18 protein-coding genes and 1 tRNA gene are annotated in these 19,092 nt (G+C 65.0%); 10 read left to right on the top strand and 9 right to left on the bottom strand.

All coding sequences use genetic code 11. The features are described 5' to 3' along the window. The first annotated feature begins 86 nt into the window (after positions 1 to 86). Positions 87 to 752: an alpha/beta hydrolase gene (locus tag RMET_RS28595; RefSeq protein WP_029308794.1), complete on the top strand. Its 666-nt coding sequence runs from the start codon at positions 87 to 89 to the stop codon at positions 750 to 752. Positions 753 to 775: 23 nt separating this feature from the next. Here RMET_RS28595 and RMET_RS28590 read toward each other — a convergent pair whose 3' ends face one another. The 4 genes from RMET_RS28590 to RMET_RS28575 all read right to left on the bottom strand — a co-directional run bounded on the left by RMET_RS28590 (position 776) and on the right by RMET_RS28575 (position 4,329). Then, positions 776 to 1,675, bottom strand: coding sequence for a MipA/OmpV family protein (locus tag RMET_RS28590; RefSeq protein WP_008642631.1), 900 nt, complete (start codon positions 1,673 to 1,675; stop codon positions 776 to 778). 181 nt (positions 1,676 to 1,856) lie between these two features. Next, positions 1,857 to 2,321: an ion channel gene (locus tag RMET_RS28585; protein ID WP_011520003.1), complete on the bottom strand. Its 465-nt coding sequence runs from the start codon at positions 2,319 to 2,321 to the stop codon at positions 1,857 to 1,859. A 385-nt stretch (positions 2,322 to 2,706) separates the two neighbouring features. Continuing rightward, positions 2,707 to 3,204 carry a hypothetical protein gene (locus tag RMET_RS28580; protein ID WP_011520002.1) on the bottom strand — a complete coding sequence of 166 codons (498 nt, stop codon included), beginning with the start codon at positions 3,202 to 3,204 and terminating at the stop codon, positions 2,707 to 2,709. Between the two features lie 423 nt (positions 3,205 to 3,627). After that, positions 3,628 to 4,329: a CerR family C-terminal domain-containing protein gene (locus tag RMET_RS28575; RefSeq protein WP_011520001.1), complete on the bottom strand. Its 702-nt coding sequence runs from the start codon at positions 4,327 to 4,329 to the stop codon at positions 3,628 to 3,630. A 107-nt stretch (positions 4,330 to 4,436) separates the two neighbouring features. Here RMET_RS28575 and RMET_RS28570 point away from each other — a divergent pair, with 107 nt between their 5' ends. The 5 genes from RMET_RS28570 (at position 4,437) to RMET_RS28550 (ending at position 11,366) form a co-directional block, all read left to right on the top strand. Then, positions 4,437 to 5,582 carry an HlyD family secretion protein gene (locus RMET_RS28570; RefSeq protein WP_011520000.1) on the top strand — a complete coding sequence of 382 codons (1,146 nt, stop codon included), beginning with the start codon at positions 4,437 to 4,439 and terminating at the stop codon, positions 5,580 to 5,582. Continuing rightward, entirely contained in the window at positions 5,575 to 7,149 is a 1,575-nt protein-coding gene (locus RMET_RS28565; RefSeq protein ID WP_011519999.1) for an MDR family MFS transporter, read from the top strand. The genes RMET_RS28570 and RMET_RS28565 overlap by 8 nt, the downstream gene beginning before the upstream one ends. Before the next feature lie 2 nt (positions 7,150 to 7,151). After that, positions 7,152 to 8,609, top strand: coding sequence for an efflux transporter outer membrane subunit (locus RMET_RS28560; protein WP_011519998.1), 1,458 nt, complete (start codon positions 7,152 to 7,154; stop codon positions 8,607 to 8,609). A 303-nt stretch (positions 8,610 to 8,912) separates the two neighbouring features. Further along, on the top strand, positions 8,913 to 9,740 hold the full coding sequence (locus RMET_RS28555) for a mechanosensitive ion channel family protein (protein WP_011519997.1): 828 nt from the start codon (positions 8,913 to 8,915) through the stop codon (positions 9,738 to 9,740). Between the two features lie 21 nt (positions 9,741 to 9,761). Next, the gene (locus tag RMET_RS28550; RefSeq protein WP_011519996.1) at positions 9,762 to 11,366 is read left to right on the top strand and encodes a phospholipase D family protein; all 1,605 of its coding nucleotides are present in this window, start codon (positions 9,762 to 9,764) and stop codon (positions 11,364 to 11,366) included. A 20-nt stretch (positions 11,367 to 11,386) separates the two neighbouring features. Here the strand turns inward: RMET_RS28550 and RMET_RS28545 are convergent, their stop codons facing one another. Together RMET_RS28545 and RMET_RS28540 are read right to left on the bottom strand one after the other, a co-directional pair. Then, positions 11,387 to 11,773 (bottom strand): hypothetical protein, encoded by a 387-nt coding sequence (locus RMET_RS28545; protein WP_011519995.1) that lies wholly within the window; start codon positions 11,771 to 11,773, stop codon positions 11,387 to 11,389. 50 nt (positions 11,774 to 11,823) lie between these two features. Continuing rightward, positions 11,824 to 12,825 (bottom strand): LysR substrate-binding domain-containing protein, encoded by a 1,002-nt coding sequence (locus RMET_RS28540; protein WP_011519994.1) that lies wholly within the window; start codon positions 12,823 to 12,825, stop codon positions 11,824 to 11,826. A gap of 166 nt (positions 12,826 to 12,991) precedes the next feature. Here RMET_RS28540 and RMET_RS28535 point away from each other — a divergent pair, with 166 nt between their 5' ends. Together RMET_RS28535 and RMET_RS28530 are read left to right on the top strand one after the other, a co-directional pair. Then, positions 12,992 to 14,266: an MFS transporter gene (locus RMET_RS28535; RefSeq protein ID WP_035821915.1), complete on the top strand. Its 1,275-nt coding sequence runs from the start codon at positions 12,992 to 12,994 to the stop codon at positions 14,264 to 14,266. Positions 14,267 to 14,399: 133 nt separating this feature from the next. Then, on the top strand, positions 14,400 to 14,912 hold the full coding sequence (locus RMET_RS28530; protein ID WP_011519992.1) for a hypothetical protein: 513 nt from the start codon (positions 14,400 to 14,402) through the stop codon (positions 14,910 to 14,912). A 64-nt stretch (positions 14,913 to 14,976) separates the two neighbouring features. On the opposite strand, the gene RMET_RS28525 is transcribed toward RMET_RS28530, so the two are convergent. Then, positions 14,977 to 15,318, bottom strand: a complete 342-nt coding sequence (locus RMET_RS28525; protein ID WP_008649522.1) for a hypothetical protein — start codon at positions 15,316 to 15,318, stop codon at positions 14,977 to 14,979. Positions 15,319 to 15,350: 32 nt separating this feature from the next. Next, positions 15,351 to 15,818 carry a hypothetical protein gene (locus RMET_RS28520; RefSeq protein ID WP_008649524.1) on the bottom strand — a complete coding sequence of 156 codons (468 nt, stop codon included), beginning with the start codon at positions 15,816 to 15,818 and terminating at the stop codon, positions 15,351 to 15,353. 130 nt (positions 15,819 to 15,948) lie between these two features. Between RMET_RS28520 and RMET_RS28515 the strand changes: the two genes are divergently transcribed. Beyond that, positions 15,949 to 17,541, top strand: coding sequence for a diguanylate cyclase domain-containing protein (locus RMET_RS28515; RefSeq protein WP_017514213.1), 1,593 nt, complete (start codon positions 15,949 to 15,951; stop codon positions 17,539 to 17,541). Positions 17,542 to 17,617: 76 nt separating this feature from the next. Further along, positions 17,618 to 17,704 (top strand) — tRNA-Leu (locus tag RMET_RS28510). Between the two features lie 63 nt (positions 17,705 to 17,767). Here the strand turns inward: RMET_RS28510 and RMET_RS28505 are convergent. Continuing rightward, positions 17,768 to 19,036, bottom strand: a complete 1,269-nt coding sequence (locus tag RMET_RS28505; protein WP_011519989.1) for a D-amino acid dehydrogenase — start codon at positions 19,034 to 19,036, stop codon at positions 17,768 to 17,770. Positions 19,037 to 19,092 lie beyond the last annotated feature (56 nt).

Genomic DNA, 19,092 nt, shown 5'->3' with positions numbered 1-19,092 from the left:
CCGGGGGGCTGCTGCGGGTATGCTGCGCGTGCATTCGTATGCCAGAAACCGTAACGCCCGCCCCCAGCCAGCAAGTCGCCGTTCCCATGTCCTCGCCCCTCCCCGTACCTGCTACCACTCGCCAGTTCATCGCCGGACCCGCCGGTCAGATCGAAGTTCTCGTCGATACGCCGGCCGCTGCGACGATCGGCGTTGCCGTGGTGGCGCATCCGCATCCGTCCCAAGGCGGTAACGCCGAACACAAGATTCCCCAACTGCTTGCGCGCATCCTGCAGGCGCATGGTTTCCTGGCGTTGCGGCCGAACTATCGCGGCGTTGGCCAGAGCGAAGGGGAGTACGACGAAGGGAACGGCGAAACGGACGATGTGCTGGCCGTGATCCGGTATGCGCAATCAGCGAATGCGGGGCTGCCGCTGGCATTGGCTGGATTCTCGTTCGGCGCCTTCGTCCAGACGCGCGCAGCCGAGGTGCTCACCGCCGAAGGCGAGTCGATCGCGCACTTGATGCTGACGGGAATGCCCGCTGGCGCGTTGTCCGACACGCTGTCCTATGACACGCCGACGGTCCCCGCCCACGCACTGGTCGTGCACGGAGAGCGCGATGAGCGGGTACCGCTGGTAAATGTCTTCGACTGGGCGCGACCGCAGGAACTGCCGGTGGTCGTGGTGCCGGGCGCCGGACACTTCTTCACGGGGAAGCTGCCAGGCCTGCGCCGCGTGGTGGAGAGCTATCTGCGGCGGCCGGCCGAGTGACCGCCTGATCGGCAGCTATTGGGTCAGAACTCGTACATGATCGAAATATCGCCGGTCATGTTGGCCGAGTGAGATACGACCGGGCTGTTGCGCGCATCGCCGACGAGCGCCGCGATGCCGAAATCGGCCGTGGCGAACCAGTGCTTGCCGAAGAACCACATCGCGGATACCCCCCCGCCGTATGAGCGGATGCCGGCGCCGGCATGGTACTGGGGCAGTCCTGAACGCGCCGATTGCTCCGCCGTGACACCGTACCAGCGACTCATGTAGGCCGAATCCGCGACCGTCATGGTCGGACCCGCGAACCAGGCGAACTTGTCCGAACTGCCCGGCAGCGGCATATACGCGCCGAGGTCGCCCAGCCACCCGTTGGCACCCCCGAACTGGCGCCGCGCGTTCGCGCGAATCACAAGCGGAAACTCCTTCGAGACCACGTACTCCGCGAACAGCTTCGACTCGACCGCCATCCCGATGTTGCCGAGTCCGGCCAGATGGTCGTGGTCGTGCTTTTCGCGTCGGCCGAAGTCATAGGTCAGCGCAATACCGGCGCGCCAATGGTCGGAGTGGACGATGTTCCAGCCAAGGCCTTCGCCAGTGGACAGGAAGCCTTGATCGCGATACCGGATGTCGATCGCGGGGCCCGCCAGCGGATAGTAGTTGCCGGTGCCGTCGTAATACGGGCTGATGCGGGCTGCCATGCCCAGGCGAACCGTCCAGTCGGGCGGGGGCCCCTCGAACAGCTTTTCCAGCGGCACGCCTACCGAATACTGCCACTCGGCCAGCGGGGCCGGCGTCTGGGCGTGGGCTCGCGGCGCGGCCAGCAAGGCCACCAGCGCGAACATCGCCGTGGCGAGCCACAGTATCAGGGCGCGCGGGTACCGGCCATGTGCCACACCAGCCTGGTAATCCGAATTCGTCGACAAGTAATCACTCCGTTTCTTCTGGCACCTCCCATGGGGGAAGGTGCGATGCAAAACCGGTGTAACGGCGCTGGCGGACGTGCGGATGACGCAAAGTCATCATTTTGCTGAAACCCGATGGCCATTGTGGCCGACGTGGCGGCCGGCGACCAGCCCTCCCCGGTTAGCCGTCCGTTGTCAGCCGTCAATTTCTGGCGCCGCGCTCGTCGTCCCATTGCCAGTCGCGCCGCATGATCAGGAATGTGAACGATGTGGACCAGCCTATCAGAATCAGGCCCACCAGCGGCTGTACGGCAGCCAGCAGACGCAGCTGGCCGATCGGGACGATGTCGCCGATGCTTTGGGTGGTGAAGGTTTCGAGGGAGAAGTAGATATACGCCGCGGGGCCGTGCTCTTGCATGCCCGACAGGCGGCCGATGCCAAGCAACTCGGTGCCGAGCCAGTAACCGCCGCTGAAAACCACGGCTTCAACGCAATGCGTGAGGATGATCAGCAGGATCATTACGGCAATGCTGAGTTTGCCGCTGAGGCGCTTGGGGTGAATCGAGGAGATTAGCCGAAGTGCTTCATAGTGCAGGCCGACGCAGATAACGGTCAGGCCGGCCGTGAGTCCGACTGCAAGAAGGTAATTAATTGGCGTGTCTGGCATCGTTCGCCGGGAGTTCGCGAGTGATGGGCAGACTATATACGGCGGTTTGATGCTTGCGCCATGGTGCGCGCAAATGCCAACGCGGCGTGAACGCATGGCAGAGTGCATTCACGCCGCGCTGGATTGCGCACTGATGGCTTTCTTCAACTTGCTGCGGGGGCGCAGTTATTAGTGTTGGGTGTCGGGTTCAGACAGGTAGCGTCTGGACCACGATCGCGGCGGCGGCGCCGGTGGCGGCTGTGACGGCCAGCCATCCACTCAGGATCAGGGCACTGTTCTTGAAGCTCATGATGGACTCCGGGGCAGCAACCGGAGCCGGCCAGAACAGTGGCCCTGATGCGACTCCGGTTACTTCTTTTCAACTACCGCCAGCATGGGGCGGGGCTCAGGCGTTTGCGCCTTCGGTGTACGGGTCGAACTTGCCGGCACGGGCACCGTCGTAGTACGGATCAACCTTGCGGGCCGGTTCGCTCGATACGCCGGTGCGATCCAGGCCGGCGACCATGCGTGCGCCGTCGGTGTACGGGTCGAACTTGCCGACCTTGGCGCCGTCGAGGTACGGGTCAACCTTGCGGGCGGGTTCGCTCGAGACACCGGTGCGGTCCAGGCCGGCGACGATGCGGGCACCGTCGGTGTACGGGTCGAACTTGCCGACCTTGGCGCCGTCGGTGAACGGGTCAGCCTTGCCGACCTTTGCGCCATCGGTGTACGGGTCGGTCTTGCCGACGCGTGCGCCGTCGGTGAAGGCGCTGCGTTGGTCGTTCACGCGATAGCTGTAGCCGTAGACTTCGCCGGCCTTCTGGGCGGCGGGGGCGGCTTGGGCGGCGCCAGTGACGAAAGCGGCGGCGAGTGCGGCGGCGGTCAGGATGGTCTTGGCGTTCATGATTGCTCTCCTTGCGAAGGGCCGGGCGATCTTGGTGTGTGGGTCGCGGGGCCGGTGTTCTGTGCTGCGAATCTCAGGGGTCTTGGTTTGGGCGCTGTTGCTATCTACTGCTAGATAGGTAACCAGGGCTAAAAAAAAGACCGCCTCCCGGTACTGACAAACGACTTGGTGTTGCGTGGATCGGCTTGGTGCTGCGGACTGCTTTGCTGCATCGCGTCGTCCATGAGCCAAATATTATCTACTACTAGATAGATAAGCAAGGGCTTTCTTCGAAGCACAATCATATTTCTGCTAAAGATGGTGAGTGACTGCGGGGTAACCGAAGCTGGTGATGACGTCTAAGCGCCTAATTTAAAAGAGATAGTTGCGTCCAACTATCGCCCGGCGCGACATGATTAGAGCATTTGCTCTAGTTATGCCAACTCACCTGTCGCGTTGGGCGACCAAGCCCTCGAGCAGGGTCCGTGTCTGGTCGTGCATCACATCCTGCACGCGTTGCGTCTCGGCTTCACCATAGCCCTGCCAGTTCAGCGCCTTGAGAATATGACGCCGCATCACCTTGAACGATGCCACCTGGCTGTCGATGGCGATGGTGCGGATACGTGTGGATTCCGCCGTGGCCGGCTGCCCGGTCAGGCGCCCAACGATATGCGTGGTCAGCGAGAACAGCCGGTGGTTGATGCCGGCATCGAAGCGGTCGAATGCCGCCGGGGGGCCGAGTCCCGCACGTTCACGCGCCATGAACTGACGCCAGTGCTCGGTGTCGGGGCCCTCATATAGAAAGGCCATGAAGCGCGCCTGCAGCGCCAGGTAGGCGTCGATCAGTTCTGCGTCACTGGCGTCTTCCCGGGCCACCACGGCTTCCGCCCGGCCCACAACTTCCTCCAGCAGCGACCACACCCGCTCGACGAAGTAGTCGATGCATGCCAGGTAGACCCCTTCCTTGTTATCGAAGTAGTACTGGAGTGCCGGGGCGTTCACCCCGGCTTCGCGCGCGATGTCGCGGGTGGAAGCGCCGTCAAAGCCATGTGTGCCGAACAGCCGCAGCGCCGCATCGATGATACGGGCACGAGTCTCTTCGCCACGCTGGTAACCGCCTTCGGCCGCAGGCCTGTGTCGCGCCATGTCGGAAGTCCTTGTCGCTGAATTCAGACAGAAATATACCAGTTGACAGATTTTTATCAAGTGGAATAATTGCTGAGCCATTCCGACTTCGAAGTCCCCGCGTCCCCATGTCCGCCACCCACTCCGCCGCAACGGCGTCGCCAGCCGGCGTCGCGCCAGAATCCGCCGTTCCCGATCGCACTTCACGCCGCAAGCAGATCCTGCTCGGCGCGGGTTTGCTGCTTCTCGCGCTTGCCCTGGCGTACGGTGTGCGCTGGTGGCTCTATGGCCGCTTCATCGAAAGCACCGATGACGCCTATATACAGGCCGATAGCGTGACGGTGGCACCCAAGGTCAACGGCTACGTGGCCGAGGTCTACGTGCGTGACAACCAGCAGATCCAGGCGGGTCAGGAACTGGTGCGGCTCGACAATCGTCAGTACCAGGCAGCCTATGATGAGTCGCAGGCGACCGTGGCTTCGCGGCAGGCCGACGTGACGCGCGCGGAAGCCGATCTCGCGCAGCAGCAGGCGAGGATCGCGCAGGCTGCCGCGGAAGTGGATGGCGCGCGAGCCAATTCGCGCTATGCGGCATCGCAGGTGGAACGCTATGCGCCACTGGTGAAATCGGGCGCCGAAACGGAAGAGCGCACGGCCGAGCTGCGCAATGCGCAGACCCGCGCATCCACCACGCTGGCTGCCAACGAGGCTGCCTTGCGGGTGGAACAAAGCCAGACGGTGACGCTGAAGGCGCGGCTCGAGCAGGCGCATGCGCAGCTCGACGTGGCCCAGGCCAGCGCGCGTCAGGCAAAGCTCAATCTCGATGACACCGTGGTGCGATCCACCACGGCCGGGCGTGTTGCCGACAAGGGTGTGCGCGTCGGCCAGTTCGCCCAGCCCGGCATGCGTCTGCTGACCGTGGTGCCGGTACAGGACCTCTATCTGACCGCCAATTTCAAGGAAACGCAGGTGGGCCGCATGCGCCCAGGCCAGCCGGTGACGCTCCACGTCGACGCACTACCCGGTGAGGAACTGCATGGTGTGGTCGATAGCCTGTCGCCCGGTACCGGCTCGCAGTTTGCCCTGCTGCCCGCACAGAATGCCACGGGCAACTTCACCAAGATCGTCCAGCGCGTGCCGGTGCGGATTCATGTGGACGTGCCGACGGAAGCGCGCGCGATCCTGGTGCCGGGCCTGTCGGTAGTCGTCGACATCGACACGCGCGAGCTCCATCCCGCCAGGACCCAGGCCGACATCAAGGCCACCCATGGCTGAAGCGGCGGCAATCGCGCGGGAGCCGAACGCTTCCGCGGCGGACTGGATTGCCGTGGCCGCCGGTTCCCTCGGGGCGCTCCTGGCCACGCTTGATATCTCCATCACGAATTCGGCGCTGCCGCAGATCCAGGGCCAGATCGGGGCGGCCGGTACCGAGGGTACCTGGATCTCTACCGGCTATCTGATGGCCGAGATCGTGATCATTCCGCTCACGGCATGGCTGACGCGCGTGTTCGGGCTGCGCCGCTTCCTGATGTCGAACGCGCTGCTGTTCACGGCGTTCTCGATGATGTGCGGCATGTCGCATAGCCTGACCCAAATGGTGGTCGGCCGTATCGGCCAGGGGTTTGCCGGTGGCGCGATGATTCCGACTGCGCAGACCATCGTGCGGACGCGGCTGCCCCGGCACCAGATGCCGATCGGGATGTCGATGTTCGGCCTGATCGTGTTGCTCGGGCCCCTGCTCGGCCCGGTAGTGGGCGGGTGGCTGGCCGAGAACGTCAACTGGCGCTGGTGCTTCTTCCTGAATCTGCCGATCACGGCGGTGCTGGTACCTCTGCTGTACTTCGGGCTGAAATCCGAGCGCGCGGATTTCAACGCATTCTTCAAGGCCGACTGGCTCGGCATCGTTGGCCTTGCGGTGGGTCTCAGCTCCCTGACCGTGGTGCTCGAGGAAGGCCAGCGCGAGCAATGGTTCGAGTCACACCTGATTGTCTATCTGTCGCTGCTGGCGGCGGGCGGCCTGGCACTGATGCTTGTCGGGCAGCTTACGGCGAAGCAGCCGATCGTGCGTCTGCGCCTGCTGCTGAACAAGAACTACGCAAGCGTGATCCTGATCGTGACCACGGTGGGCGCCGGGGTGTACGGCGTGTCCTACCTGCTGCCGCAGTTCCTGGCGACGATCGCCGGCTACAACGCCGAGCAGGCGGGCGGCATCATGCTGCTGTCGGGCCTGCCCGCGTTTCTGCTGATGCCCGTGCTGCCGCGTATGCTCGGCAAGTTCGACAGCCGCTGGCTGGTCATCTCGGGGCTGGTGTGCTTCTTCGCCAGTTGCATGCTCGATATCGGCCTGACCGTCGACAGCGTTGGCCATGACTTCTACGCATCGCAGATCCTGCGGGGCTTCGGCCAGATCCTGGCGATGATGCCGCTGAATCAGGCATCGATGGCCGCCGTGGCCACGCACGAAGCGGGCGATGCCGCGGGCCTGTACAACATGGCGCGCAACCTTGGCGGTTCGATTGGCCTCGCGCTGCTCGGCACGCTGATCGACCGGCGCAATGCCTATCACGACTCGGTGATCCGCGAATCGGTGACCGCTAACAGCGCGATCGGTCAGGAGCACATGACGTCGAGCATCGCGAGTTTCATGGCCCAGGGCGGCGACTATGCTCATGCCCAGTTGCAGGCGATTGCCCAGCTGAGTGGCCAGATTGCCCGCCAGGCGGCTGTGATGACGTTCTCCGAAACCTTCTTCGCGCTCGGCGTGGCCCTGCTGTTCTGTGTGCCGCTGGCCCTGCTGCTGAAACCGCCCCGTCCGGGCGCACCTATTTCCACCGGTCACTGATCATGTCTGTTTCCTTTCGTGCCACCTTGCTGACGCTTGCGGCGGCGATGTTCGCCGCGGGCTGCACCGTTGGCCCCGACTATCGCGGCGCGCCGCAGGTGGCTGGCAACGCGATCGACACCGGAAAATTTCCCCGCGCCGGGGAAGGCACCGACAGCCAGACGCCACGTGTAGCCGACTGGTGGCACGCGCTGGGCGACACGCAACTCGATGGACTGATCGAATCGGCGTTGAAGCAAAGCCCCGATATCCGCGTGGCGCGCGCGCGCGTGCGACAGGCACGTGCCGGACTGGCCGGAAACAAGGCCAACCTGTTCCCGACGGTTGCCGTCGATGCGGCCACGTTGCGCACGCGCTCGCCGAACCTGTCCGCGCTGTCGGGCCAGGGCTCGTCGAATGCCGGGCGCGGGCCGTTGTCGCTCTATATCGCAGCCTTCGACGCAAGCTGGGAGATCGACCTGTTCGGTGGCACGCGTCGTTCGATCGAAGCTGCGTCGGCCGAAGCCGATGCCGCCGATGCGCAACTGGCCGATGCCCACGTGCAATTGGCTGCCGAAGTGGCACAGGCCTACATCACACTGCGCGAGCAGCAGGAAAGCCTTGCGCACCTGACGTCGTCCGAGCAACTCGAAGCGGAGATGTTCGAGCTGACGCAGCAGCGTCGCGCACGCGGCGTGGCATCGCAGCTTGAGGTGGAGCGGCTGATGACGCAACTCGACAACACGCGCGCGCAGATGTCGCCGGTGCAAGCCAGCATCGCCGAATCGCTGGACCAGCTTGCGATGCTGACTGGCCGCTCGCCGGGGACGCTCGACGCGGAGCTATCGGCGCCGAAGCCGTTGCCCGGCGTGCCGGAAACCGTCGCCGTTGGCGATCCGGGCGCGCTGCTGAAATCACGTCCCGATATCCGTGCCGCCGAACGGCGTCTGGCATCGAGCACGGCGCAGATCGGCGTGCGCAAGGCGGACTGGTTTCCGAAGCTGTCGCTGCTCGGCTCGCTGGGCTTCGCGGCGACGGACCCCAGTCACCTCGCGCGCAAGGAAAATGGCACGTGGATGACGCTGCCGCGCCTGCAATGGAATATCCTCGATTTCGGCCGTGTGGCCGCAGGAGTCGAGGGCGCCGAGGGCGGGCGCGACGAAGCGGAGGCCAGCTACGAGAGCGTGGTGCTGAAGGCACTGCGCGATGCCGATGTCGCATTGTCGCGCTACGGCCATCAGCGCGAGCACGTGGTTGTGCTGCGTCGCGTGGAAGCATCCGCGGAACGCGCCTCGACGTTGCAGCAGCAGCGCTACCGCGCCGGCACGGCAAGCATGCTCGAATGGCTCGATGTCGAACGCACGCGAGTGGTGGCCCAACAGAGCCGCATCTCGGGCGATGCGGATCTGCTCAAGGATTTCGTCTCGCTGCAGAAGTCGCTGGGCCTCGGCTGGCAATCTTCCGCGGCGCCAGCCTCCTGACCCGGCGCGCTTACTGCGGCGCGTTTACCAGCGACGGGTAGGCTTCAACATCATCTCGATCCTTGTGAATGGCACCGCGCAGCGGCGGCAGGCGCGGGCGATTCTGCCCCCGTTCGACGATTCAGTTTTGATGTTCTGCATCGCGCCTCGGGGCAGCGGGACGGGCCCGGCACACAAAACCGGATGGAATACGCTGGTGCAGGGCGGTGCCGTGTGACTAGAATTCCCCAGGACAGGCGCGCCCTGCCACCGCTTTGTGCGTGACAGGCGACTTGGGGCGGCGCGAACCCGGGACGAATGACCATGCATTTCAACGCCAACGACAGCATCGTGATCAACGTGGTCACCAGCCTGTTCGTGGTCCTCGTGGGCACGATGGTGGTCAAGCTGATCAACCGCTTTTTCTCGGCCCGCCTGCAGGCCGACAATCGCGGCAGCTATCGCGCCTGGACCGTGGCATCGCGCAACTTCGTCGCGGCGGTGACCTTCCTGCTACTGCTTGGCATCTGGGTATCTGAACTGAAAAGCGTGGCGATCTCACTGGCCGCGTTTGCCGCGGCGCTGCTGTTGGTCGGCAAGGAACTGGTGATGTGCTTCCTGGGTGCGTTTATGCGCATGGTCACGCGACCGTTCCAGTTGGGCGATCTGGTGGAAATCGGGCCGTTCGGCGGCGAGGTCATCGATATGGATGTGATGTCGACCACGTTGGTGGAGGTAGCCCCGGCGCGTCATTACACAGGCTTCACCGTGCAGGTGCCCAACAGCATGTTGCTGACCACGGCGGTGCGCAACCATTCCCAGGCCGGTGCCTACACGCTCGATACCGTGCGCATTCCGCTGGAGGTGGGTGTGGACCCCGAGGATGTCGAGGCGCGCCTGATCAAGGTGGCGCGGCAGGCTTGCGAGGACTTCATGGAAGAAGCTGGCCGGACGCTGCGGCGCTATGGCGACATGCGGTTCGTCGACCTGTCGCAGTTCGAGCCGCGCGTGCTGTTCGAGCCGGTGGACGTGGACCGCTTCGACGCGATCGTGCGGTTTCCGGCACCGGTCAGCGCCAGGCTGCCGGTAGCGCAGCAGATCGTGCGTGGCTACTATCGCGAGCCGGTGCGGAAGAACGTAGCGCAGCAGTGAACCAACCACCTGGGGGCCGCCATGGCGCAGGCGTTGCAACAACGGAGTGCGAGCGTTGGCCCCCGATTTCTGCTGGCCTGTCTGTCGGCCTGCATCCTGGTACTGGCAGGGTGCGCCAGTTTGCCAGCGCATCCTGACCGCACGCCGAGCTACGCGTCGACCGATACCAGCGATACGTTGCTGGCCAGTTCCCTGGCACCACGGCTGGCGCGGAATCCGGGTCAATCGATCTTCTATCCGCTGGGTTCTGGGCCCGATGCGCTGGCGGTCCGCATGGCGTTGGCGCGCGCGGCGCGCAAGACGCTCGATCTCCAGTACTACTTATTTGATGCAGATACCACGGGCAGCGCCCTGCTTGGCGAGTTGATCGATGCCGCCGACCGTGGCGTGCGGGTGCGTCTGCTGATCGACGACCTGCATTCCACCAATCAGGACAAGCTCTGGGCGGCGCTCGACGCCCATCCGAACATCGAGACCCGGTTGTTCAACCCGTTTGCCAACCGCTCCGCGCGCTGGGCCGAGATGATGGTCGATTTCGGCCGCCTGGACCGGCGCATGCACAACAAGCTGATGGTGGCGGACAACCTCGTGGGCGTGGTCGGTGGCCGCAATATCGGAGACGCGTATTTCTCGGCCCGACCCGACGTCGATTTCAGCGACCTGGATGTGATGGTCGCCGGGCCCGTCGTGCAGGCCGCCAGCAAGGTGTTCGACCAGTACTGGAACAGCGAGAGCGCGTATCCGGTGGCCGCGCTGGTGCCCGAGGGCAAGGAGGCACCTGAGGAACTGCGACGCTTTCGCAAGGAAGTCGAGGCAAAGGGGGACGTGGCTCGTGCCAGTCCCTTCGTGCAGGAACTGCTGGACTCGGGGCTGGCGCGCGGCATCGAAGTGGGTCATCTGCCGGGTCACGTCGGCAGCGCGCGCGTGATTGCCGACTCGCCTGACAAGATCGAGAACGATCCCGACGATGCGTCGACACACGCAATTCCCCGCCTGCGGGCGCTGATGGAGGCGGCGCAGACCGAACTGGTGCTGATCTCGCCGTACTTTGTGCCAGACGATGACACCGAGAAATGGTTGGCCGCCATCGCCAAACGTGGCGTCAAGGTGCGGGTGCTGACCAACTCGTTTGCGGCCACGGATGTTTCCGCAGTCCATGCGGGCTACGCGCCACGCCGTCTGGCGCTGCTCCACGCCGGCATCGAACTGTACGAACTCAAGCCCACCGCCAGTACCGGATTGACGCAAGATCGTGGCAGACACGCTCGCACCTTCGCATCGAGCCGCGCAACCCTCCATGCCAAGGCCTATGTCGTCGACCGGCGGTTCCTGTTCGTGGGCTCCCCGAACCTGGACCCGCGATCGAGCCGGCTCAATACCGAGATGGGGGTCGTGCTCGACAGCCCCACGCTGGCTGCCTGGTTCGTGTCCGACGTGGACAAGCGGCTGCCCGAGATCGCGTGGCGCATTGGGGTGCGTACCGATGCGGCGGGTCAGGAAGGCCTGACGTGGACAACGATGGAGCAGGGCAAGGAAGTCACCACCGACAAGGAGCCCGGCATGAGCGTGTGGCAGCACATCGGCATCGACTTTCTGGGACTCCTGCCGCTGGAGGATGAGCTGTAGCCGAGGTGATCCGTGGTGTGTCAGGCGGTGGCGTCGGGGGGCTGGAGCAATTGCAGCAGATGCTCCTGAAGCTTCGAAAGCTCCGGCGCGATACCGCCCGGAAAGCCCTGCCGGTCGCCACGCTTGTCGATCAGCAGGTCGGCGAGGAATGCCGATACGGCGGCCGGGGCGGCCAGCCTGGCCAACTGATTGGCGATGCGCGGATAGGTGTGGAACAGTTCGAGCGGCCGGATTTCACGCGGCAACTGGGCGAGCCATCTGAGTGCTTCGGGTGTCAGCGTCTGTTCCATGGCATCCGAGGGCTGGCGCATCTCGGTCCAGTCGGTCCGCGCGGCAGGCGGCATATTCCCGTCGAGTACCTTCTTGGCTTCCTCGACAGTCACGAACTCGAACGAAAGGGGGTCCATGGTGGCTCCACATCTACACGCTGGACGCCATCCGGCGACCAACGACCATCTTATCGGATCAGACGCCCGTTTCTTGATGGCGGGTTTGCTTGCCCCACCAAAGTAGGGGTCGGGCGCGCAGGGGGTGAGTGGCTGGCGCCACCGGTTGCGGCTATGCCGGCGGCTTCACTCCGGATCCATTCCGCCACGCGCCGGACGTCCTCGCGTGGTTGCTCCCTGGCGTGAATCAGCCAGAAGGCGTTGGGGCTGGGCATGGCCGCACCACCAGTCGCGGCAACCACAAGCTGGCCGCCGTCGATCCACGACTGGATCAGTTCGAGGCGGCCAAGCGCCACGCCTTGCCCGGCCAGCGCTGCATGGATCACCTGGTCGTACTGGTTGAAGCGCAGGATGCCGCGGCGGCTGGCCTGGCGGTAGCCTTGCGCGCCGAGCCAGTTACGCCAGTGCAGCCATGGGCGTGGATCGTCGAATTCGATCAACGGCAGTTCCGCCAGCGCCTCGGGCGTCGCTACGCGGTGTGCGCCCACCGAGGGGTTCGCCACCGGGGCGATGGTCTCGTCGAACAGATGGACGGCAAGGGGCGGCGCCGCCGATGCCGGGCAATAGCGGATCGCCAGATCGATGCCATCGGCACGCAGATCGCTGATCTGGTTGTTGGCGGACAGGCGCACGTCCAGGCCCGGGTACTGGCGCTGCAGCGAGCCCAGTCGCGGCAACAGCCAGAGGCCCGCCACGCCAATGCTGGCCGTTACCGTCACGGGTTGTCGGCCATCGCGCTTGCGAAGCTCCGCCGCCACGTTTTGCAGTTGCAGCAAGGCGCCGTCGGCGCTGCGGAACAGCCGCTCGCCCTCTGGCGTGAACGCGACTCCCCGGTGCCGCCGGATAAACAGCCGGACTTGAAGCTGCTCTTCGAGCGCCCGGACCTGGCGGCTGACGGCTGACTGGGTCAGGCAGAGGTCCTCGGCGGCTTGCGTGATGCTCATGCGCCGGCCCACGGCGACGAAGCCCTTGAGCAGGTCGAGGGAGAACAACCGGGCGAGCGGTTCTGACATGACGGGGGCGTATGGCTGTGGCAGGGGCGAATGGCACCATTACAGCATGGCTCGCCGTCTCTTGCCATGCGTTCAGCGCATGACAAAACGCCCGAAATGTCGGTTGAACCGCCGCACCGGTGCGCATGAAATGGAGGACATTCAACGCCTTCATCCGACCGACAGCATGACCGACGCTCCCCGCTCCCATACTCGTGCCGCATCGCAGCCCGCGGCCCCGGCGCCATGGTGGCGCGATACCGTCTTCCTGTTGCTGGCCGGCGGGCTGGTCATGGGGCTGGCGCTGGGCGCGCGGCACGTGCAAGGGCTGTTCCTGCTGCCGATCATCGGCGACCGAGGCTGGACGCGTGAGTCGATTGGCTTGGCCATGGCCGTGCAAAACCTGACCTGGGGCATCGCGCAACCATTCACTGGCATGGTGGCCGACCGGTTCGGCTCCTGGAAGGTGATGCTGGCCGGTCTGGTGCTGTACGCGCTGGGCCTCTACGGGATGGCGGTGATCACGAGCGCGCCGGCATTCATGCTGGTCGCCGGGGTTTGCATCGGCGTGGCGCAGTCTGGGACGACGTTCGGCGTGGTCTATGGCGCGCTGAGCCGCATGGTGCCGCCAGAGGACCGCAGCCGCACGCTGGGCATCGCCGGGGCGATCGGTGGCATCGGCCAGTTCCTGATGGTGCCGTCCGCGCAGGCGCTGTTGTCGTTCACCGGCTGGACGAACGCGCTGATGGTGCTGGCGGTATGCGCGGCGGTGTTGATCCCGTTCGCGTTGCCGTTCCGCGATCGCGCGCCGGCATCCGATGCTGCTACCGGCGGCCAGCCACCGATGCCGATGCTGGCCGCCATCCGCGAGGCTTTCAGCCACTCGGGCTTCTGGCTGCTCAACCTCGGCTTCCTGGCATGTGGCTTCCAATTGGCCTTTATCGCCAACCATCTGCCCGCCTACCTGCGTGACAAGGGGATGCAGCCCGCTGACGGCATGGCCGCGCTGGCCATCATCGCGCTGGCCAATATCTTCGGCACCTATGTGTTCGGCTGGCTGGGCGGGCGACATACGCGGAAGTACCTGCTGGCCGGCATCTATCTGGCGCGTACGTCGGCAATGGCCCTGTTCGTGCTGCTGCCCCTGAGCTCGATGAGCCTGTATGCGTTCGCAGCGGTGATGGGCTTCCTGTGGCTCGGTACGGTGCCGCTGACCAGCGGCATCGTCTCCCAGGTGTTCGGCGTGCGCTACATCACCACGCTGTTCGGCTTCGTCTTCTTCGGCCACCAGCTTGGCTCGTTTCTGGGCGTGTGGCTGGGTGGGGTGGTGTTCGAGCTGACGCGGTCCTATGACCTGGTCTGGATGGGGGCGATGGCACTGGGCGTGATCGCCGCCGCGCTGCACTGGCCGATTGACGATCGGACGATCGCGCGCGTGCCGATGCGCCCGGCACGGGCATGACGGGCAATACGGGCTATGCTCTTGCGGAATAAACCCTGGTGCTTCGGTGTTTACGTAGCAGGCGAGATACGCGCTCAAGCAGTCCAAGTGGAGTATGCTGGGCACGAGAGTCTCACCGATACCGGAGCCAACCATGCAACTTCGTTTACCCGTCTGGATGGGGATCGCCGCCCTGGTCTTGAGCGCATGTGCGTCGCTGCAACCCGTGGAGACCGGGCAGAAGATGATCGGGAGTCCGCAGTCGGCCGTGAGCGATACATTTGGCAAGCCCACCGAGACGCATCAGCTTGCCGACGGCACGCTGCGCTGGATCTACTCGAAACAGCCCTATGGGTATGACGTCTACGCGGCCGATTTCGATGGGTCGGGCAAGCTGATCGCGTTCCGGCAGATGCTGACCGAGGCCGAAATCTACAAGGCACAGCCCAATACCTGGACCAAGCGGGACGTTATGGAGCGTTGGGGCATGCCGCGCGAGCCAATTCAGTACTACCCGTTGATGAAGCGCGAGGCGTGGTCGTACCGCATGTACCTGCCCGGCTACGTGCCTGCGCATTTCAGCGCCTACTTCGACGACAACGGGGTGCTGGACCGCACGATGATCATCATGGATACGTACGGCGCGGACCGCAGCCGTTCGAAGTAGCGGCCGCGGTACCCGATGCGGTACTGCCCTGGCGGCGAGGTTAGCCGCCAAGGCATCCGCGAAGCTAGCCCCGACGAACGGCGGTGACCTTGCCGCCCACCACGTCGATGGACCGGCGCTGCGGGTTGTAGTCCATCGTGGCCGGCAGGCTCTGGCCATCGCGGCTGCCAAAGCGCCAGGCACATCCCTTGAGCAGGGCGGCGGCCTCGGCTTCGGTCTTGCCGATCAGCGCCTCGTCGCCCAGCTTGTCGGCCTGGCAACCTTCCGGCGTGCCACGGCCACCCTGGGGGCCCGGGTTCGGAATCGGTTCTGCCGGCGGTTGCGACGCGCAACCGGCCACCATGGCGACGAGCGCGACAGCACTGGCGGTGGTCAGTCGCTTCAATTGGCGGTTCGATCGAGTCATGCGGAGGCTCCTTGTGAAGATAACAGCGATTTCTAGAGTTTCTGCGCTGCCGCCAGCGTGAAGATCTTGCTCCAGCGGTTGGCGGTGCTGCCGTCCGCGACGGGGATCTTCCAGTCTGCGGGCGTGTGGTGGTGCAGCGTCAGCGCAATGTGCCACTTGCCATCGGCGGCAACGGCGCGGGCCTCGCCGATATCGGCGAAGATCAGCACGACACGCCGGCCATTCATCTCCAGGACACCGTTCTTGCGCTCGGCGTCGAGCCTCAGGCTACCCCAGTCTCCGGTCAGCGCGAGCACTCGCTCGCCGTTGACACGCTTGCCGTGGATGGCCCGATAGCGTTGCAGCCAGCGCACGGCCAGCGCGGTCAGGGCGGCAAGCAGCGCAACCACTGCGGCGGTGCCGGCGATCGCGCCGTAAGCGGCGGCTACCTTCAGGTAGAGCTGCACGACGCCGTAGACAAAGGCAGCCAGTAACGCCAGCCCCAGGAGAATGATTGGCACGTTCGGTTTTCCGGATGTGTTGTGCATTGGCGGCGCCACCGGGCGCCGCGCCAGTGTCGGACTGCGCAAGCCTATAATGGTTCGCCCCGCACAGCCAGTCGGGGCCCCGATCTGGTTCGGCCGACCTTCCATGCCATCGTATCCTCTCGTCCTTTGTCTGACCATCGCCGTGGTGTGCAGCGTGGGCATGGCCATTGCCGCCTGGCCGCGCCGTGACGACCCTACGGTCAGGGCGTTCCTGCTGCTGGCCGGGGGCGTGGTGGTCTGGAGCGGCGGACGGTTGCTCGAGATCAGCGAATCGGACATGGCCGGGCGCATCTTCTGGGCGAAGCTCCAGTACCTCGGCATCGTGGCCGTGCCAATTGGCTGGCTCGTGGCGATGATCCATGTCAGCCGGCCGCATTTCGTGGTGCCCTGGTCGAAGCTATGGGTGCCCGTGATGGCGGCGGTCCTGTCGGTCGTGCTCGTGTTCACCAATGAGCGTCACCATCTGGTCTGGACCTCGATCGAACTGATGCCCCCCGGTGTATCACCCGGTGCCGTATTCCACCACGGTATCGGCTACACGATCATGGCGGCGTGGACCTATGCGCTGCTCGGACTGAGCCTGTACTTCCTCATCACGGCCAAGGTGCCGAACGCGGCGTTGTCGGTGCGCGGGCGGAATATCCTGGCGTGCGGCCTGGCGCTGCCGCTTGTTTTTCATCTCGCCTATCTGGAGCGCCTGACTGGCCCGCTCGGCGGTGATCTTACACCGGCCACGTTCTCGGTCATGACGGTGCTGGTCTGGTTCTGTGCGCTGCGATCGCATCTGGACGATGTCGGGCACTACGCGCGGCTGCGTGTATTCGACACCATCCGCGAAGGCTGCGTGATCCTCGGCCTGGACGGCACCATCGTCGAGTTCAACCCCGCAGCGGCGCGCATGTTGCCGGAACTGGCGCAAGGCGAGGTGGCGCCTGCCACGTGGCAGGACTTGCTGTCTTCGCCGGCCACTGCCGAAGACGTCGGCACGAATCCCGGGATTCCCCAGGGCGCGCAGTACGAACTGATGGTGGAGCCCGTCTGCCGGATGGATGGCAAGCCAATCGGCAAGCTCGTGTTCATGCGCGATATCAGCCGCTATCAGTCGCGCGAGCAGGCGCTGGCCATGCAGCTTGGGCAGACCGCGCAGGAGCTGTCGCGCGCCCAGGCGGACCTCGACGTCGATGCCCTGACCGGCATTCCGAATCGTCGCTACTTCCAGCGCGAGTCGCATGCCGCGGTGACACGCGCCTACGAACGCGGCACGGAAATCGGCCTGCTGATTCTGGATGTCGACCTGTTCAAGCAGTTCAACGATCTCTATGGCCATCCGCGCGGCGACGAGTGCCTGCGGCAGGTCGCGACGGCCTTGACCTGCGTGCTCGATGGCACGCAGTTTTGCGCCCGCCTGGGTGGCGAGGAGTTTGCCGTGGTGCTGCCGGATTCCACGTCCGAGGAGACGCGAACCATCGCACGCCGGATGGTGGCAGCGGTACGCGAACTGGGCATTCCCCATCATGGCACGCCGGTGCAGCCGTTCGTGACGATCAGCGTCGGCGCGGTCTGCGCCGTGCCCGACGCGCCGCGCCTCGAGCCACTGCTGCATCGCGCCGACAGCGCCATGTACCGCGCCAAGCGGGCGGGCCGGAACCGCTACGTGGTCGATGGCGGGCTCTATCTGGAGCTGCGCGGCAACTGACCTGGGAGGAATGCGAGAGAATTCACACGGGGGCTTGCAAATTCCTCAGGCTTCTGTAGAATTCGCGGCTCGCATCGCCCAGATGGCGGAATTGGTAGACGCACTAGGTTCAGGTCCTAGCGGTGGCAACACTGTGGAGGTTCGAGTCCTCTTCTGGGCACCAGATTCGAAAAGCCCCGCGCAAGCGGGGCTTTTTTCGTTTTTGGCCCGGAAAGAAGGGCTTCCCTCAGCCGTTGCCCACCACCAATCCGCCAACGCCCACGCGCCCTTGCTGCGCCGTGGCGGCGTGGCGCACGACATCCCCCACCATCTCGGCCGTCACGGCGGACAGCGTCCAGCCGAGATGCCCATGCCCTGTGTTGTAGAACACGTTAGCGGCATGGCCCCGGCCAACGCGCGGCATCATGTTCGGCATCATCGGCCGCAACCCCGCCCAGGGCACCACGCTACGGGTGCTGACGCCGGGGAAGCAAGCATGGACCCAGTCGATCAGCGGACGAATGCGATCGGCGCGGATGTCGCGGTCGACGCCGTTGAACTCGGCGGTGCCGGCTATGCGGAATCGGTCCACGCCCAGACGGCTGGTGACAAGCTTGGTTTCGTCGTCGAGCAGGCTGACCGTGGGCGCCGAGGCCTGGCTTTCGGCATCGTTGAGGTTGACCGTGATCGAATAGCCCTTGACCGGATAGATGTTCACGCGGTCTCCGAGTTGCCGCGCGAAATCGCGGCTGGCAACGCCGGCGCAGACGACCACTGCGTCGAATTCGCGCGATGTCGTCTGGCCATCGTCAGCCGAGACGATCGTCACTCGCCGGCCGCTGGTCGACACGGCGCTCACGTCCTGGTTGTACAGCATCTGGACACCCAGTCTGCGCGCCGCCGCAGCGATACCGGTGGTGAACTTGTGGATGTCGCCGGTAGAGTCGCTTTCCGTGTAGTAGCCGCCATAGTACTGGCCTGCCAGCGTCGGCTCGATGCTTCGCATCTCGTCCGGGGTCACCGCGCGCCGTTCGAGTCCGCCTTCGGCCAGGAGCTTCGAGACTTGCCCTGCGTGATCGAAGCCCGCCTTGTCCCGATAGATATGCAGGATGCCGCGCCGCTTGAGGTCGAAGTCGATGCCCTCCGCCTCCGCCCACGCAAACAGGTGCTGGCGCGCGGCAATGGCAAGCCGCGTGGTCTCCACCGTGTTGCCGCGGTAATGCGGGATCGATGCGATGAACTCGGCGAACCAGCTCAGCTTGTGCCAGGTCGGGCGCGGGTTGACGAGCAGCGGCGCGTCGTTGCGCAGCATCCACTTCAGGCCCTTGGCCAGCGTGGACCAGTGCGTCCAGACTTCCGCGTTGGAGGCGGAGAGCTGTCCGCCGTTGGCGAACGAGGTTTCCATGGCCGCATAGCGGTGCCGTTCGAACAGGGTGACGGAGAACCCGCGTTTGGCCAGGGCGTAAGCCGTCGTGGCGCCGGTGATGCCGCCGCCGATCACTGCGATGGATTTCATGTCGAAGGTCTTTCAGGACGTCGTGGGATGGCAGTCCGCCGCGCACCATGCGCGGT

Source organism: Cupriavidus metallidurans CH34 (assembly GCF_000196015.1).
Taxonomy (GTDB): Bacteria; Pseudomonadota; Gammaproteobacteria; order Burkholderiales; family Burkholderiaceae; genus Cupriavidus; species Cupriavidus metallidurans.
Note: the sequence above shows the minus strand (reverse complement) of the source record. Positions and strands in the feature narration are given on the sequence as shown.